This is a genomic window from Allobosea sp. P4_H5 (assembly GCF_056400825.1).
On record NZ_JBFUKM010000011.1, the window covers coordinates 223,000 to 237,804 of the forward strand.

The 14,805-nt window shown below is 67.5% G+C and carries 14 protein-coding genes; 13 read left to right on the plus strand and 1 reads right to left on the minus strand.

Going from position 1 to position 14,805, the window contains the following annotated elements; translation table 11 throughout:
- The first annotated feature begins 80 nt into the window (after window positions 1–80).
- From yidD to AC1DS0_RS22620, 8 genes are all read left to right on the plus strand, one after another.
- Entirely contained in the window at window positions 81–401 is a 321-nt protein-coding gene (gene yidD / locus AC1DS0_RS22585; RefSeq protein WP_476816497.1) for a membrane protein insertion efficiency factor YidD, read from the plus strand.
- A 163-nt stretch (window positions 402–564) separates the two neighbouring features.
- Window positions 565–2,562 (plus strand): threonine--tRNA ligase, encoded by a 1,998-nt coding sequence (thrS, locus tag AC1DS0_RS22590; protein WP_476816498.1) that lies wholly within the window; start codon window positions 565–567, stop codon window positions 2,560–2,562.
- Window positions 2,563–2,776: 214 nt separating this feature from the next.
- Window positions 2,777–4,066: a DUF2157 domain-containing protein gene (locus tag AC1DS0_RS22595; protein WP_476816499.1), complete on the plus strand. Its 1,290-nt coding sequence runs from the start codon at window positions 2,777–2,779 to the stop codon at window positions 4,064–4,066.
- Window positions 4,063–4,686, plus strand: coding sequence for a GDYXXLXY domain-containing protein (locus AC1DS0_RS22600; RefSeq protein WP_476816500.1), 624 nt, complete (start codon window positions 4,063–4,065; stop codon window positions 4,684–4,686). Before AC1DS0_RS22595 ends, AC1DS0_RS22600 begins: the two co-directional genes overlap by 4 nt.
- 90 nt (window positions 4,687–4,776) lie before the next feature.
- Window positions 4,777–6,081: a serine--tRNA ligase gene (gene serS, locus AC1DS0_RS22605; protein WP_476816501.1), complete on the plus strand. Its 1,305-nt coding sequence runs from the start codon at window positions 4,777–4,779 to the stop codon at window positions 6,079–6,081.
- 4 nt (window positions 6,082–6,085) lie between these two features.
- Window positions 6,086–6,847 (plus strand): 5'/3'-nucleotidase SurE, encoded by a 762-nt coding sequence (gene surE / locus AC1DS0_RS22610; protein WP_476816502.1) that lies wholly within the window; start codon window positions 6,086–6,088, stop codon window positions 6,845–6,847.
- Between the two features lie 11 nt (window positions 6,848–6,858).
- Window positions 6,859–7,518 (plus strand): protein-L-isoaspartate O-methyltransferase family protein, encoded by a 660-nt coding sequence (locus tag AC1DS0_RS22615; RefSeq protein ID WP_476816503.1) that lies wholly within the window; start codon window positions 6,859–6,861, stop codon window positions 7,516–7,518.
- Window positions 7,519–7,777: 259 nt separating this feature from the next.
- Window positions 7,778–9,139, plus strand: coding sequence for a peptidoglycan DD-metalloendopeptidase family protein (locus AC1DS0_RS22620; protein ID WP_476816504.1), 1,362 nt, complete (start codon window positions 7,778–7,780; stop codon window positions 9,137–9,139).
- Window positions 9,140–9,259: 120 nt separating this feature from the next.
- Here the strand turns inward: AC1DS0_RS22620 and AC1DS0_RS22625 are convergent, their stop codons facing one another.
- On the minus strand, window positions 9,260–10,138 hold the full coding sequence (locus tag AC1DS0_RS22625) for an ATP-binding protein (protein ID WP_476816505.1): 879 nt from the start codon (window positions 10,136–10,138) through the stop codon (window positions 9,260–9,262).
- Between the two features lie 289 nt (window positions 10,139–10,427).
- Between AC1DS0_RS22625 and yajC the strand changes: the two genes are divergently transcribed.
- The 5 genes from yajC (at window position 10,428) to AC1DS0_RS22650 (ending at window position 14,768) form a co-directional block, all read left to right on the plus strand.
- Window positions 10,428–10,697 carry a preprotein translocase subunit YajC gene (yajC, locus tag AC1DS0_RS22630; protein WP_091830596.1) on the plus strand — a complete coding sequence of 90 codons (270 nt, stop codon included), beginning with the start codon at window positions 10,428–10,430 and terminating at the stop codon, window positions 10,695–10,697.
- Window positions 10,698–10,750: 53 nt separating this feature from the next.
- On the plus strand, window positions 10,751–12,361 hold the full coding sequence (gene secD / locus AC1DS0_RS22635) for a protein translocase subunit SecD (protein WP_476816506.1): 1,611 nt from the start codon (window positions 10,751–10,753) through the stop codon (window positions 12,359–12,361).
- A gap of 26 nt (window positions 12,362–12,387) precedes the next feature.
- Entirely contained in the window at window positions 12,388–13,329 is a 942-nt protein-coding gene (gene secF, locus AC1DS0_RS22640) for a protein translocase subunit SecF (protein ID WP_476816507.1), read from the plus strand.
- 64 nt (window positions 13,330–13,393) lie between these two features.
- Window positions 13,394–13,777 (plus strand): Mth938-like domain-containing protein, encoded by a 384-nt coding sequence (locus tag AC1DS0_RS22645; RefSeq protein ID WP_476816508.1) that lies wholly within the window; start codon window positions 13,394–13,396, stop codon window positions 13,775–13,777.
- A 109-nt stretch (window positions 13,778–13,886) separates the two neighbouring features.
- Window positions 13,887–14,768, plus strand: a complete 882-nt coding sequence (locus tag AC1DS0_RS22650) for a phytoene/squalene synthase family protein (RefSeq protein ID WP_476816509.1) — start codon at window positions 13,887–13,889, stop codon at window positions 14,766–14,768.
- Window positions 14,769–14,805: the final 37 nt, after the last annotated feature.

Consider the following 14,805-nt stretch of genomic DNA (forward strand, 5'->3'; position numbering starts at 1 on the left):
CTGGAGGGAGTCGGCAGGGTTCAGCCGAGTCATACTTGCCTAAACATGCTGAAAAAAGCCTTTCATGGCGACGGGCATTTATGCGCCTGCCGCGCCGGGGTGCGCATCTGCTGATCCGCGGCTATCAGCTCAGCCTGTCCCTGCTGATCGGCCGGCAATGTCGGCACTGGCCGTCCTGCTCGGAATATACCGACGAGGCGATCCAGCGGCACGGCCTCTGGGCCGGCGGCTGGGTCGGCTTCGCGCGCATCTGCCGCTGCACGCCGCTCGGCACCTCGGGGATCGACATCGTCTGCGAGGAGCTGCCGCCGGAGGGAGCCTGGTACAAGCCCTGGGCCTATGGCCGCTGGCGCGGGGTCAACGCGCCGCCGGTCGAACTGGAGCCTCCGAGCGAACACTGAGTCGCGCTGCACGGTTCCACTCCACGATTGCCTGTGTCGCTTGGCTCGTATAGGCGGGGCCGGCGCGCGTGCCGAACCGGCTGCAGGCCACGCCGCCCCGCTCATCCATGCAGCCGGCCTTGGCTTACGGGGCTTGTATCCCCGAGTGAGCAGGAGCCGATCGATGACGATCTCCCTGACATTTCCCGATGGCGCGCAGCGCGAATTCCCCTCCGGCATCACCGGCAAGGAGCTTGCCGGCGGCATTTCGCCCTCTCTCCTGAAGCGCACGGTCGCGATGGCGCTCGACGGCGTGGTTGTCGACCTCGCCGACCCGATCACCGCCGATGCGAAGATCGAGTTCCTCAACCGCGAGGATCCGCGCGCGCTGGAATTGATCCGGCACGACTGCGCTCACGTTCTCGCCGAAGCAGTCCAGGAGCTCTACCCCGGCACGCAGGTGACGATCGGCCCGGTCATCGAGAACGGCTTCTTCTACGATTTCTTCCGCAACGAGCCGTTCTCGCCGGAAGATTTCGCGCCGATAGAGAAGAAAATGCGCGAGATCGTCGCGCGCGACAAACCCTTTACCAAGGAGGTCTGGAGCCGCGACAAGGCCAAGGCGTTCTTCAGGGACAAGGGCGAGGCCTTCAAGGTCGAGCTGGTCGACGCGATTCCGGAAGATCAGACGCTGAAGATGTATGCGCAGGGCGACTGGATCGACCTCTGCCGCGGCCCGCACATGACCTCGGTCGGCAAGGTCGGCAACGCCTTCAAGCTGATGAAGGTGGCCGGCGCCTATTGGCGTGGCGACAGCAAGAACCCGATGCTGACGCGCATCTACGGCACCGCCTTCGCCCGGCAGGAGGAGCTCGACGCCCATCTCAAGCAGCTCGAGGAGGCCGAGAAGCGCGACCATCGCCGGATCGGCCGCGAGATGGACCTGTTCCACTTCCAGGAGGAGGGGCCGGGCGTCGTCTTCTGGCACTCCAAGGGCTGGCGGCTGTTCCAGGAGGTGCTGACCTATATGCGCCGGCGGCTCGCCGCCGACTATGAGGAGGTCAACGCCCCGCAGGTGCTCGACAAGTCGCTCTGGGAGACCTCGGGCCATTGGGGCTGGTACCAGGACAACATGTTCGCGGTGAAATCGGCCTCGGCCTTCGAGAACCCGAACGATCCGACGCGCGACCAGAAGGTCTTCGCGCTGAAGCCGATGAACTGCCCGGGCCATGTCCAGATCTTCAAGCACGGCCTGAAGAGCTACCGCGACCTGCCGATCCGGCTGGCCGAGTTCGGCAATGTCCACCGCTACGAGCCGTCGGGCGCGCTGCACGGGCTGATGCGCGTGCGCGGCTTCACGCAGGACGACGCGCACATCTTCTGCACCGAGGAGCAGCTCGCCGCCGAGTGCATGAAGATCAACGACCTGATCCTCTCGGTCTACGAGGACTTCGGCTTCACCGAGGAGCTCGTGATCAAGCTCTCGACGCGGCCGGAGAAGCGCGTCGGCTCCGACGCGGTCTGGGACCATGCCGAAGACGTCATGACCAATGTGCTGGAGCAGATCGCGAAGCAGTCCGGCAACCGGATCAAGACCGAGATCAATCCGGGCGAAGGCGCCTTCTACGGGCCGAAGTTCGAGTATGTGCTGCGCGACGCCATCGGCCGCGACTGGCAGTGCGGCACGACGCAGGTCGACTTCAACCTGCCGGAGCGCTTCGGGGCCTTCTATATCGGCTCGGACGGCGAGAAGAAGCAGCCGGTCATGGTCCATCGCGCCATCTGCGGCTCGCTGGAGCGCTTCGTCGGCATCCTGATCGAGCACCATGCCGGGCATTTCCCGCTCTGGCTGGCGCCCGAGCAGATCGTCGTCGCGCCGATCACCTCGGAGGCGGATGCCTATGGCGAGGAGGTCACCATGGCGCTGCTCTCGGCCGGGCTGCGCGCCCGCGCCGACCTGCGCAACGAGAAGATCAGCTACAAGGTCCGCGAGCACTCGCTGGCCAAGGTCCCGGTCATCCTCGCCGTCGGCAAGCGCGAGGCCGAGGAGAAGACCGTGACCGTCCGCCGCCTCGGCAGCCAGGCCCAGACGGTAATGAGCCTTGACGCCGTGGTCGCGGCGCTGGTCGAGGAGGCGACGCCGCCCGATCTGGCCCGGAAGCGCAAGGTCAAGGCGGCCTGACGCGGCCCGACGGATTCCCTTCCCCCCGCTTGCGATGGGGAAGGGTTAGGGATGGGGGGCTGGAAAGCCGGGTTCGGGACTTCTTCCAGCGAAGCGCTGAGCGGCGCTGCCCCCCACCCCAGCCCTCCCCATCGCAAGCGGGGGGAGGGGGAAGCGTTGGCGCCTCTGCGACCACCCTCGCCAAAACTCGTCAGCTCGTGCCAAATAGGCCGCGATGCTGACGGGTTCCTATCGCAAACGGCTTGAAGCCGATCTCGGTCGCTGGGTGGGCGAGGGGCTGATCGCCCCTGAGAGCGCCGCCACCATCCGCCGCTCGCTGGCACAGGAGGGCGGCGGCTTCAAGCTGCCGGCCCTGATCGGCCTGTTCGGCGGCCTGCTGATCGCCTCCAGCGTTTCCGCCTTCGTCGCGGCGAACTGGGAGGAGATTCCCAGGGTTGCCAAGCTCGTGATGATCCTGCTCGGCCTCGCCAGTGCGCTCGGCGTCTCGGCGCGGCTGCAGAGCCGTGGCTCGACCGGCGGCGCCGATGCCGCTGCGACTTGCGGCACGCTGATCTTTGCCGCCGGCGTCGCGCTCGTCGGCCAGATGTATCATCTGCCGACCGATTGGCCGGGCGGGGCGCTCCTTGTCGCGCTGGGGGCGCTGATCGTCGCCTTCCTGCTGCGCTCGAACGGCGCGCTCATCATCGCGATCGTCGGGATCGGCTGCTGGGCCGGCGGCCGCTGGGACGAAGGCGAGGGCAGGGCCCATCTCCTGTTCTGGCTGCCTTTCCTGCCGGCGCTTTGGCTGGCTGCGACCCGGCACAACCGCCTCGTCCACCATGTCGCGGCGCTGGCACTGCTAGGCTGGTTCGCGACGCTGCCGGGCCAGCCGGCCTTCCTGCGCTTCGACTATGGCCTGCTCGCCTATGGTCTCGCGGTTTCCGCGCTGTTCGTCGCGCTCGGTGCGCTGGCGCTCGACCGCGGGGGCCCCGGATTGCTCACCGCCTTTCTGCCCTGGGGGCTGATTGGGCTGATCCTGTCGCTCAATGTCGAGCTGATCCGCATCCTCGAACCCAGTGAGGCACGCGCCGGCACGGCTCACTCGCTGAACTATTTCGCCTATGCGCTGGCACTGCCGGCGGTGGTCGGCCTCGGCCTGCTGGCGCGCGAGCGCCGCTTCGCCTGGCCGCTGGCGGCGGCGCTCGTCATGTCGCTGCTGGTACCGGTGCTGTTCTGGAGCGGCGGCGCGGTCAGCATGGCCGGCAAGATCGTCGTCGCGGCGCTGATCCTCATGGTCGCGATCGGCATCGTCGTCGCCGGTGCGGGCGGCGGCGTGCGCCGGCTCAGCATCGCCGGCTCGCTGCTGTTCGCCATCGCGATCGTGACCCTGCTCTGGCAGACCATCGGCACCTTGCTCGATCAGTCGCTGTTCTTCCTGGTCGGCGGCGCGGCCCTCATCGCGATCGCCAGCGGGATGCGCCGGCTCCTCGCCAAATTCAGCAAGCCGACGGAGGCCGCGCCGTGATCCGCCTCCCGTCCGCTGACGCTTTTCTCGGCCGCGTCTCGCCGCTCTGGCGCGGGCTCGCCGCCATCGTCCTGCTCTGCGGGCTGATCCTCGCCATGGTTGAGTCGCGCGCCGGCATCCTGCGCTCGGGCACCGAGGTCAGGCTCGCGACGGCGCCGGTCGATCCGCGCGACCTCTTCCGCGGCGACTATGTCATCCTCGGCTACAAGATCAGCACGCTCGATCTCTCCAAGCTCGAAGGCGACAAGAGCTTCGAGCGCAACCAGGCTGTGTTCGTCCGCGTCGCACCCGGCCCCGACGGGTTGGCCGAGGCGAAGGGCGTCTATCTCGCCCGTCCGGCCGCCGGCGCCGGCGAGACCGTGATCGAGGGCAAGGTCGCCTCGGCTGGCGCCTGCGTCACCAATGCCGACGGCGATCCTGACTGCAATGCCGGCCGCCGCGCTATCCGCGTCACCTATGGGCTCGAAAGCTATTTCGTGCCTGAAGGCACCGGCCGCGCCATCGAGACGACCGAGCGCAAGCGGCTGGAGATCGTCGCCGCCGTGTCGAGCTCCGGGCAGGCGGCGATCAAGCGCCTGCTGATCGACGGCAAGCTCGTCCATCAGGAGCCGCCCTACTAGCGCCGGGCGGTTATGGCGACGCAGGCAGTTCCCACGCCGCCCGTCCCGGTCTAGAGGATCAGCCGATTCCACAACGGATCGGCTTGAGCGATGTACGACATCAGATGGATTCGCGAGAACGCTGAGGCGTTCGATCGGGGCTTGCAGCGGCGCGGGCTTGAGAAACTGTCGTTGTCGCTGCTGGCGCTCGACGACCAGCGCCGGGCCGCGATCAGCAAGGCACAGGCCGCGCAGGAGCGTCGCAACGCCCTCTCCAAGGAGATCGGCAAGGCGATGGGCCAGAAGGACCTCGCTTTGGCCGAACAGCTCAAGGCCGAGGTCGCCGCGCTGAAGGAGCAGGTGCCGGCGCTGGAAGCCGAGGAGAAGGCCGCAGTCGAGGCGCTGAACGCCCAGCTCGCCGCGATTCCGAACACGCCGCTCGACGAGGTGCCCGATGGCGCCGACGAGCATGGCAACGTCCTGCTGCACGCCCATGGCACGAAGCCGGAACAGACCGGCAAGCGCCTCGTCGGCGTCAACCAGCCGAAGGAGCATTTCGAGCTCGGCGAGGCGCTCGGCCAGATGGACTTCGAGACGGCGGCCAAGCTCTCCGGCTCGCGCTTCGTTGTGCTGGAGCGCCAGATCGCCAGGCTGTCGCGCGCCATTGGCCAGTTCATGCTCGACACGCACACGGAGGAGCACGGCTATACCGAGGTCAATCCGCCTCTGCTGGTGCGAGACGCGGCGGTCTACGGGGTCGGTCAACTGCCGAAGTTCGAAGAAGACCTGTTCCGGACCACCACGGGGCATTGGCTGATCTCGACGTCCGAGGTGACGTTGACGAATTTCGTCGCGGACATGATCGTCTCCGAAGAGGAGTTGCCGCGTCGCTATACCGCGCTGACCCCCTGTTTCCGCTCCGAGGCCGGCTCGGCAGGCAGGGACACGCGTGGCATGCTGCGCCAGCACCAGTTCGAGAAGGTCGAGCTCGTCTCGATCACCGCGCCGGAGAAGTCGCGCGAAGAGCATGAGCGCATGCTGTCCTGCGCCGAGAACGTACTGAAGAAGCTCGATTTGCACTACCGCGTCATGACTTTGTGCACCGGCGACATGGGCTTCGCCTCGCAGAAGACCTACGACATCGAGGTCTGGCTGCCCGGCCAGAAGACCTATCGCGAGATCTCGTCCTGCTCGGTCTGCGGCGATTTCCAGGCGCGCCGCATGAATGCCCGCTACAAGACCAAGGACGGCAAGGGCCCGTTCTTCGTCCACACCCTCAACGGCTCGGGCACGGCGGTCGGCCGCGCCTTGATCGCGGTGATGGAAAACTACCAGAACGCCGACGGCTCGATCACCGTGCCAGAGGTGCTGGTTCCCTATATGCGCGGGGTCACCCGCATCGAGAAGGCGGCCTGAGCCCATGCGCATCCTGGTGACCAATGACGACGGCATCCATGCCGAGGGCCTCGCCATCCTCGAGCAGATTGCCCGGCAGCTCTCCGACGATGTCTGGGTAGTCGCGCCCGAGACCGACCAGTCGGGCGTGGCGCATTCGCTGTCGCTGTCGAACCCGCTGCGCCTGCGCCAGATCGAGGAGAAGCGCTTCGCCGTCCAGGGCACGCCGACCGATTGCGTGATCATGGCGGTGCGCTCGGTCATGGCCGAGATCAAGCCCGATCTCGTGCTCTCCGGCGTCAATCGCGGCCAGAACGTCGCCGAGGACGTGACCTATTCCGGCACCATCGCCGCCGCCATGGAAGGCACGCTGCTCGGCATCCCCTCGATCGCGGTGAGCCAGGCCTATATGGCGGGCGACCGCACCCAAATCATCTGGGACTGCGCTCTGCAGCATGCGCCCGGCATCATCCGCCGGCTGCTGGAGGAGGGGATTCCCGATGGGATCCTGTTCAACCTCAACTTCCCGAACGTCCCGCCTGCCGAGGTCGTTGGCGTCGCGGTGACGGCGCAGGGCCGGCGAGACCAGGAGCTGATGCGGCTGGAGCCGCGGCGCGACGGGCGCGGCAATCCCTATTACTGGATCGCCTTCCAGCGCGGGAAGCACGAGCCGGCTAACGGCACCGATCTGCGAGCACTTGCCGAGAAGAAGATCTCGGTGACGCCGCTCGAGCTCGACCTGACGCATGAGCCGACGATGACGCGCTTTGCACAGCTCTTCGCCTGAGGGCGGGAGGGATGACCGACGAGGGCGCCAGCAGCGAGAGCGAACGTACCGTCGCTTTCCTGTTGTCGTTGCGCGCGCGCGGCGTGCGCGACCTCGCCTTGCTCCGGGCGATGGAGCGCGTGCCGCGCGAGCATTTCGCGCCCTCGCGCTTCGCCGATCTCGCCCGCCAGGACGTCTCGGTGCCGCTCCCCTGCGGCCAGACCATGACGGCGCCGCACACGGTCGCGGCGCTGGTTGGCGCGCTCGAGATGAAGCCCGATTGCCGGGTGCTCGAAGTCGGATCCGGCTCGGGCTATGTCGCGGCGCTGCTCGCGGCCATGGGCGGCAAGGTGGTTTCGCTGGAGCGCTATCGCACGCTCGCGCTCGCCGCGCATGAGCGGCTCACCGGTGGTGGCTTCGCGCAGCTCGTCGAGCTGCGCCATGCCGACGGCTTGCAGCCCGATCGCACGCTCGGTCGCTTCGAGCGCATCCTGGTCAACGGCGTGATGCAGACGGTGCCGGAGGCGCTGCTTGCCCGGCTGGAGATCGGCGGGCGCCTCGTCGGCGCGCTGCGCGTCGAGGGGGCAGGGCGGCTCGTCGTCGTCACCCGCAGCGAGGAGGGCTTCGATCACGCGCTCGGCGCGATCATGCGCATCCCGCCGCTGGCGCCGGGGCTGTCGCAGGCACTTTAAGCGTTCGTTGCGGCGACCACGCTGACCCTGCCCGTCATGCTCGCCCTTGCGGCGAGCATCCACGTCTTGAGCACAGCCCTCGGCCACGGAAGATGCGGATGGTCGGGACAAGCCCGACCATGACGGTGCCCCGCTGCGTCAGGAAGATTGCAGCCGCCTTCGAAAATTCATCTGACCTGTCAGTAGCGAAACGCCTTCTTAACCTAACCGGCTCTTTAATGCGGACCGTAGAGTTGCGTCGTTCGCGAGTGCAGAGTCCATGCGTAAGCAAGTCGAGCTGGCCGTGTCGAAATCCGTGGTTCGCGCCGTGTCGGTCTGCGCCCTTGCAGCCGGCCTGGGTGCTTGCTCCTCGGACACGTTGCGCTTCACCGAGGCGCCCTTCAGCAATCCCTTCCAGACCGCGCAGGCTCCGGCCTCCCAGCGCGATCCGGCGACGACCGGCTCGATCGGCCGCAATGCGCCGCGCCAGTCCTATGAGACGGCGTCCGCCGCCGGCAATCCGAGCGTGCGCAGCCAGCCTTTGGCGCCGCCGACCGCGTCCGTCGCGTCTCGTGCTGCGCCGCAGTCCGCCCCCGCTCCGAGCGCGCCGGGTTCGGCCGCCGGCTGGAGCGCCCAGGGCGGCACCCCGATCGTCGTCGCACATGGCGAAACGCTCGACGTGATCTCGGGTCGCTATGGCGTGCCGCGTTCTGCGCTGATGCAGGCCAATGGTCTTTCCGGCGAGGTCACGCCGGGTTCGCGCATCGTCGTCCCCGTCTATAACGGCGGCGGTTCGCAGACCGCCGCACGCCAGCCGGCGCCGAGCGACAATCGTTTCGAGCAGCCCCGCTCTGCGCCGCCGCCGGTGTCGCGCCCGGTTGGCTCCGTGCCGGCCGTGTCCGCGGCCGCCCCGAAGGTCGCGGCCGTCGATGCCCGAGCACAGGCTGCCCAGGCGAAGGCGCAGGCTGCCGCCGAGGCCAAGGACAAGGCTGCCGCCGACGCCAAGCGCATGGGTGAGGCCCGAGCCCGCTTCGCCGCCGAGGCCAAGGCCAAGGCCGCCGCCAAGGCCGGCAACGAGACCAAGACTGCGGCGCTGCCGGCCCCGGCTCCCGTCGCCCAGCCGGCCAAGCCGAAGGCTGCCGCTCCGGTTGTCGCCAGCGCGCCGGCCGACAAGGCCACCGTGCAGCCGAAGGCGGTCGCTCCGGAGCCGAAGGCCGCCGAGCCCCAGACCACTGCGAGCTTGCCCAAGGCCGAGGAGTCGGCTTCGTCCGGCGCCGAATTCCGCTGGCCGGCCCGTGGCCGCGTCATCACCGGCTATGCCGGCAAGGGCGGCAATGAGGGCATCAATATCGCGGTTCCGGAAGGCACGCCGGTCAAGGCGGCCGAGGGCGGCGTCGTCGCCTATGCCGGCAGCGAGCTCAAGGGCTACGGCAATCTCGTGCTGATCCGCCACCCGAACGGCTATGTCTCGGCCTACGCCCACAATGGCGAGCTCAGCGTCAAGCGCGGCGAGCAGGTCAAGCGCGGCCAGGTCGTCGCCAAGTCCGGTCAGTCCGGCAACGTCAACTCGCCGCAGCTGCACTTCGAGCTGCGCAAGGGTTCGACCCCGGTCGACCCGATGCCCTATCTCAGCAGCAACTGATCCCGGTCAGACTTCGACCGGCAATCGCGAGACCCCACCGGTCGAAACCAGGCGGGGCGGTCCCAGGAAAGGCCGCCCCGTTTTGCTTTTCTCCTTCTCTCCCGAGGGGAGAAGGAAGGCTCACCCCTCCAGCTTCGTCTCCAGCCGCCCGGCCAGATCCTGGATGTACTGCCAGGCTGTGCGCCCGGAGCGCGAGCCACGCGTCGTCGCCCATTCCAGCGCCTCGCGCCGCAAGGCTTCAGGCTCGATCGTCAGGCCGAAATGGCCGACATAGCCGTCGATCATCGAAAGATACTCGTCCTGGCTGCATTTGTGGAAGCCGAGCCAGAGGCCGAACCGGTCCGACAGCGAGACCTTCTCTTCCACGGCCTCGCCAGGATTGATCGACGTCGAGCGCTCGTTCTCGACCATCTCGCGCGCCAGCAGATGCCGGCGATTCGAGGTCGCGTAAAACACGACGTTCTCCGGCCGCCCCTCGACGCCGCCGTCGAGCGCAGCCTTCAGCGACTTGTACGAGGTGTCCTGCCCGTCGAAGGAGAGATCGTCGCAGAAGACGATGGCAGGGTGCGGATCGGCCTTGAGGAGCCCCATCAGCACGGGCAGGCTCTCGATGTCCTCGCGGTGGATCTCGATCAGCTTGAGGGGGAGGGCGCCGGCCGGCAGCCGCTTGTTGGTGTCGGCATGCACCGCCTTGACCAGCGACGATTTGCCCATGCCGCGCGCGCCCCAGAGCAGGACGTTGTTGGCCGGCAGGCCGCGGGCGAAGCGCTCGGTGTTCTCCGCCAGCGTGTCGCGCACTCTGTCGACGCCGCGCAGCAGCGACAGCGCGACGCGGTTCACCTTGGCGACCGGCGCAAGCTCATGGCCAGCGGCATGCCAGACGAAGGCGTCGGCGGCGGAGAGATCGGGCTTGCGCTTGGCGGGCGGTGCGAGGCGCTCCAGTGCGTCGGCGATGCGCAGCAGGGTGGCGAGCGTCTGGTCGGGGGCGGTGTCGGTCATCGCAGCTGGTCCGCTAATATGGCGTACCGAACGGTACGGTACGCTCATAACTCCGCTGTGCGCGTGAAGGCAAGGCCATTGCGCGCAGGGCGGGGAGCGCTTAGCTGGGAGAACGGTCGGAGGACCGGTCGCTTTCGATTGATTTCATGACATCGCTGGCTATAGTCCGCGCGATTTTGCAACCCCCGCGCCGGCCGGCCGTCAATCGGCGGCGACGTGAAGGAGCCTTCCCGTGATCACCCCCGCTTTTGCCCAGGGCTTTGGAGGCGGCGGCACCAACGACGTCCTGATGTCGCTGGTCCCGTTCGTCCTGATCTTCATCATCATGTGGTTCCTGATCATCAGGCCGCAGCAGAAGCGGGTGAAATCGCATCAGGAGATGATCAAGAACGTGCGCCGCGGCGACACGATCGTCACCTCGGGTGGCATCATCGCCAAGGTCTCAAAGGTGATCGACGACGCCGAGCTCGAGGCGGAGATCGCCGATGGCGTGCGCGTGCGCATCCTCAAGGGCATGGTTTCGGACGTGCGCGCCAAGGGCGAGCCGGTCAAGAGCTGAAGGCCGTGAGGCGCGGCTAGACGCCGCGCCCGCCAACAAGGCTGTTCATACAGATGCTTCGTCTCCAGGCCCGCAAGGTCATTCTCGTTCTGCTCGTGCTGGTTTTCGGCTGCGGGCTCGCCGTGCCGAACCTGTTCTCGCCCGAGACCCGCAAGGCGATCGAGCAAGGCGCTCCGGCCTGGATTCCGCGCTTCCTGCTGCCGATCCATGCGATGACGCTCGGCCTTGATCTGCAGGGCGGCTCGCACGTCCTGCTCGAGATCGACCGCGCCGACCTGATCCGCAGCCAGGTCACCCAGCTGCGCGACGACGTTCGCCGCATCCTGCGCGAGGAGCGCGTCGGCCTGCAGGGCGGCATCGGCCTGACCCCGCGCGGCGTGCAGCTGCGTGTCCCGGAGGCGGGCGACCGCGCCAAGCTGATGCCGAAGCTGCGCGAACTCGCCCAGCCGATCGGTACCTTCGGCGCCTTCGGACCGTCCGGCAACCAGTCGATCGAGCTCACCGAGAATCCCGACGGCCTGATCCAGCTCAGCGTCACCGAGGCCGGCGCGAACGAGCGTATCCGCCGCGCTGTCGAGCAGGCGATGGAAGTGCTGCGCCGCCGCGTCGACGCGCTTGGCACAACCGAGCCGAACATCCAGCGCCAGGGCCTCGACCGCATCCTGGTCCAGGTGCCGGGCCTGCAGGATCCGCAGCGCCTGAAGCAGATCCTCGGCGAGACCGCCAAGCTGCAGTTCCGCATGGTCGCGGATGCGAATGCCAGCGATGTCGACATGCTGCCCTCGCAGGACCAGGGCGGCCAGCCGATCCCGATCAGCCGCCAGATCATCGTCGAGGGCGAGGATCTGATCGACGCCCAGCCGGCCTTCGACCAGCGCTCGAGCCAGCCGATCGTCAATTTCCGCTTCAACATCCGCGGCGCCCAGCGCTTCGGCCAGGCGACCACCGAGAATCTCGGCCGCCAACTCGCCATCGTGCTCGACAACAAGGTGATCTCGGCCCCGGTCATCCAGTCGCCGATCACCGGCGGCTCCGGCCAGATCTCCGGCAACTTCACGGTCGAGGCGGTCAACAACCTCGCCATCCTGCTGCGCGCCGGCGCGCTGCCGGCAAAGATGACGATCGTCGAGGAACGTACCGTCGGCCCCGGCCTCGGCCAGGATTCGATCCAGGCCGGCAAGATGGCGACGATCATCGCGACCGTGCTGGTCATCCTCTACATGATCGGCAATTACGGGCTGTTCGGGATCATCGCCAGCATCGCGCTGCTGGTCCACGTCTGCCTGATCCTCGGGCTGATGTCGCTGCTCGGGGCGACCATGACCCTGCCAGGCATCGCCGGCATCGTGCTCACTATCGGCACGGCGGTCGATTCGAACGTGCTGATCTACGAACGCATGCGCGAGGAATCGCACCTCGGCAGATCGCTGGTCTCGGCGCTTGAAGCGGGTTTCACGCGCGCCTTCGCCACGATCATCGACTCCAACGTCACCATGCTGATCGCCGCGGTCGCGCTGTTCGCGCTCGGCTCCGGCCCGGTGCGCGGCTTCGCCGTGGTCTTCATTCTGGGCATCCTGACCACGGTCATCACCGCGGTGACGCTGACGCGCATGTTGATCGCGCTCTGGTATCGCTGGGCGCGGCCGAAGGCCCTTCCGTTCTGACGCCGCAGGCCAGGAGATAACAGACCATGCGCCTGCTTCGCATCGTTCCCGACAACACCAAGTTCCGCATCGTTCACTGGCGTCGTCTCGCCTATCCGTTCTCGGCCGCCTATTCGGTGCTGGTCTTGGTGCTGTTCCTCACGGTCGGCCTCAATTTCGGCATCGATTTCCGCGGCGGCACGCTGATGGAGATGCAGGCCAAAAGCGGCAAGCCCGACATCGCCCAGGTCCGCCAGACCGCCAACAGCTTCGGCTTCGGCGAGGTCGAGGTCCAGGAATTCGGCAGCGCCGGCGACCTTTCCATGCGCTTCGCGCTCCAGCCCGGCGGCGAAGTCGCGCAGCAGGCCGTGGTGACTAAGGCGCGTGCCGCCTTCGCCGAAGCCTACGAGTTCCGCCGGGTCGAGACCGTCGGTCCGCGCGTCTCGGGTGAGCTGGTCCAGGCCGGCACGCTCGGCGTCGTGCTCGCGATCATCGGCGTGCTGGTCTATCTTTGGTTCCGCTTCGAGATGCAGCTCGCGATCGGCGCAATCGTCGGCACCATGCACGACATCGTGCTGACGCTCGGCTTCTTCCTGATCACGCAGCTCGAATTCAACCTGACCTCGATCGCGGCGATCCTGACCATCGTTGGCTACTCGCTGAACGAGACCGTCGTGGTGTTCGACCGCACGCGTGAATTGCTGCGCCGCTACAAGACCATGCCGATCCCGGAGCTGCTCGACCTATCCGTCAACTCGACGCTGTCGCGTACCGCGATCACCTCGACCACCACCATCCTGGCGCTGATCGCGCTGGTCTTCTTCGGCGGCACGGCGATCGAGGGCTTCGCGCTGGTCATGCTGTTCGGCGTCATGGTCTGCACCTATTCGGCGATGTTCGTCTCGACGCCGGTGCTGCTCTATCTCGACGTGCGCGCCGGCCGCCTCGATCAGAGCGAGGAACTCGCCGAAGCCAAGGCGCGGGTCTGACGTCCTTGGTTTTGCGCATGGCTTCATCGGAAAACCGGTTTCCACTTTTCCGAGCCATGCGCTGATGGTGGAGCGTCGCTTCGACGGCTTCGTCCCCGGACGCTTCCAGCTCGACGCTTTCGGCGCCGGCGGCTTCCGCTTTGCGGAGATGAGCCATCGCGGCTCGATCCTGGCGACGCCGTCCGGCATCCGGATCTGGCCGGTCACATCCTTCGCGCAGGTCACGCTGGAGAGCCTGCAGCCGGTTCTCGACGAGGCCGAGACTATCGATTTCCTGATCCTCGGCATCGGCCGCGAGATCGCCTTCCTGCCGCCTGCGCTGCGCGATCCGTTCAAGGCTGCCGGCATCACCGTCGAGGCGATGGCGACGCCGGCCGCGGCACGCACCTACAACGTCCTCGTCGGCGAGGAGCGGCGCGTTGCCGCAGCGCTGATCGCGGTCGACTAGTCGGCGATCAAATCCAACCAGCCATGTCGCTCCCGCGTAGCCAAGGCGGTTGCCTGAGCCTAGACTGCCGCCGCTTCGACCCGCGTGACGGCGGGAGCGGGGAGGGCGCATGACCACGAGAACCGAGGACCGTGCCGGCACTGCGCCGGCCCCGCTCTCCCAGGCCTATGGCCATTGCCTGGCGCTGGTGCGCGAGCACGATCCTGACCGCTATATCGCCTCGCTCTATGCGCCGGAGGCGCTGCGGCCCGGCCTGTTCGCGCTCTATGCCTTCAGCCACGAGATCGCCCGCGTGCGCGAGCAGGTCAGCGAGCCGCTGCCGGGCGAGGTTCGCCTGCAATGGTGGCGCGATGTGCTCGAGGCCGGTTCGGACGCGCCCGTGTCGGGCCACCCGGTCGCCCAGGCGCTGCTCGATACCGTCAGGCGCTTTCGCCTGCCGATCGCCCCGCTTTCGGGCCTGGTCGAGGCGCGTGTCTTCGATCTCTATGACGACCCGATGCCCGCGCTCTCGGACCTCGAAGGTTATGCCGGCGAGACCTCGAGTGCGCTGATCCGACTTGCTTCCCTCGTGCTGGCGCAAGGCCGCGATCCCGGCGGCGCGACGGCTGCCGGCCATGCCGGTGTCGCTTATGCGCTCTGCGGGCTGATGCGGGCCTTCCCCTGGCATGCGGCGCGCGGACAGGTCTATCTCCCGGCCGATCTGCTCGGCCGCAACGGCGTCACCCGCGAGGACATTGTGCGCGGCCGCGGCGGGCCGGGCCTGACCTATTCGCTGAAGGAGATGCGGGCACTGGCGCGCATCCATCTGCGCAAGCTCAACGATCTCGGCGCCACGGTGCCGGCGGCGATCAAGCCGGCCTTCCTGCCCGTCGCATTGGTCGAGCCCTATCTCAAGCAGATGGAGCGGCGCAGCTACGATCCCTACCGCACCATTATCGGCCTCTCGCCGCTCAAGCGGCAATGGACGCTGTGGCGCGCGGCGCGGGCCTAGATATTTCCGAAGACGAAAAGGGCGCGGGGAACCCTCT

What these genes read in the sequence shown, in the direction of transcription:
- secF (WP_476816507.1), top strand. Translation starts at nt 12,388, where the DNA reads ATGCGCCTGCTTCGCATCGTTCCCGACAACACCAAGTTCCGCATCGTT.
- yajC (WP_091830596.1), top strand. Translation starts at nt 10,428, where the DNA reads ATGTCGCTGGTCCCGTTCGTCCTGATCTTCATCATCATGTGGTTCCTG.
- AC1DS0_RS22650 (WP_476816509.1), top strand. Translation starts at nt 13,887, where the DNA reads ATGACCACGAGAACCGAGGACCGTGCCGGCACTGCGCCGGCCCCGCTC.
- AC1DS0_RS22615 (WP_476816503.1), top strand. Translation starts at nt 6,859, where the DNA reads ATGACCGACGAGGGCGCCAGCAGCGAGAGCGAACGTACCGTCGCTTTC.
- AC1DS0_RS22625 (WP_476816505.1), bottom strand. Translation starts at nt 10,138, where the DNA reads ATGACCGACACCGCCCCCGACCAGACGCTCGCCACCCTGCTGCGCATC.
- surE (WP_476816502.1), top strand. Translation starts at nt 6,086, where the DNA reads ATGCGCATCCTGGTGACCAATGACGACGGCATCCATGCCGAGGGCCTC.
- thrS (WP_476816498.1), top strand. Translation starts at nt 565, where the DNA reads ATGACGATCTCCCTGACATTTCCCGATGGCGCGCAGCGCGAATTCCCC.
- secD (WP_476816506.1), top strand. Translation starts at nt 10,751, where the DNA reads ATGCTTCGTCTCCAGGCCCGCAAGGTCATTCTCGTTCTGCTCGTGCTG.
- AC1DS0_RS22620 (WP_476816504.1), top strand. Translation starts at nt 7,778, where the DNA reads ATGCGTAAGCAAGTCGAGCTGGCCGTGTCGAAATCCGTGGTTCGCGCC.
- serS (WP_476816501.1), top strand. Translation starts at nt 4,777, where the DNA reads ATGTACGACATCAGATGGATTCGCGAGAACGCTGAGGCGTTCGATCGG.
- AC1DS0_RS22645 (WP_476816508.1), top strand. Translation starts at nt 13,394, where the DNA reads ATGGTGGAGCGTCGCTTCGACGGCTTCGTCCCCGGACGCTTCCAGCTC.
- AC1DS0_RS22595 (WP_476816499.1), top strand. Translation starts at nt 2,777, where the DNA reads ATGCTGACGGGTTCCTATCGCAAACGGCTTGAAGCCGATCTCGGTCGC.
- yidD (WP_476816497.1), top strand. Translation starts at nt 81, where the DNA reads ATGCGCCTGCCGCGCCGGGGTGCGCATCTGCTGATCCGCGGCTATCAG.